Origin of the sequence: Bacillus sp. JJ634 (assembly GCF_036962285.1) — a bacterium.
GTDB classification, from domain to species: Bacteria; Bacillota; Bacilli; order Bacillales; family DSM-1321; genus Peribacillus; species Peribacillus asahii_A.
In genome coordinates, this window is sequence record NZ_JBALMU010000238.1 from 1 (window position 1) to 823 (window position 823).

Annotated in this window: 1 pseudogene; it reads right to left on the bottom strand. The window is 27.8% G+C overall.

The window, feature by feature from the left end:
- Nucleotides 1–604, bottom strand: a pseudogene (locus V7068_RS22465) (lipopolysaccharide biosynthesis protein); the annotation flags it as partial.
- Nucleotides 605–823: the final 219 nt, after the last annotated feature.

Sequence of the window (823 nt, forward strand, 5' to 3'; positions counted from 1 at the left end):
TTACGACTCTAGCCAATATAATAGAAGTAACCAATGTAGTTATACTCTCTATTACTAGATATAATATGTAGTTATTTGTATAGTGTAGAATTCCAATTTTGAAACCTAGAGATATAACTGAAGAAATTGTGTATATACCTGTAACGATATACCCTTTCTGACAAACATTTAAAAATGAATTTTTATGCACATATAAAAAAGGTAAAACTGTATTAATTAAAAATATAAGATAAATAAAATGAATATTTTCTACACTTGAATCTTTAACGAAAAATCCAATAAACGGCATAAGAATAAGACCTAGCAAAAGAACAATGATTGCAATTACAACGTACGCAGTTCGATAAAACTTCATTAATATATTTATTTTTCGATAGTCATTATCTGCAACGGGTTTATAAAGACTATACATGATACTTGCACCGATCCCAGCTTCGGCTAAGGATAACATCATCAATATATTGGTCAATAACCCGTTTATTCCTAAATATTCAATTCCTAAACTATTAATGAATACGGTTCTTGAAAAAAAACTTAATGCTGTTATGATAACTTGGCTTCCTAAACCAAAAATTATATTGATGATAGAGTTTTTTGTTCTCATGTTTTTCCCCTCAAATATATACTGTTGTTAAATGAACAATGAAAACACCCCGCATTTTAAAGAATGGTGCAAGTGCTATCTTAAGTAGAAAATAATCCAGATTAGTAATGAATAAAGAAAAATCTTATTCAACAAATCCGTTTTTATTTAGCAATTCTGTATACATTTTTTGCTTTTGGAACCTCGTAATATTTCCCCTAATGGTAAAACTATTATTAT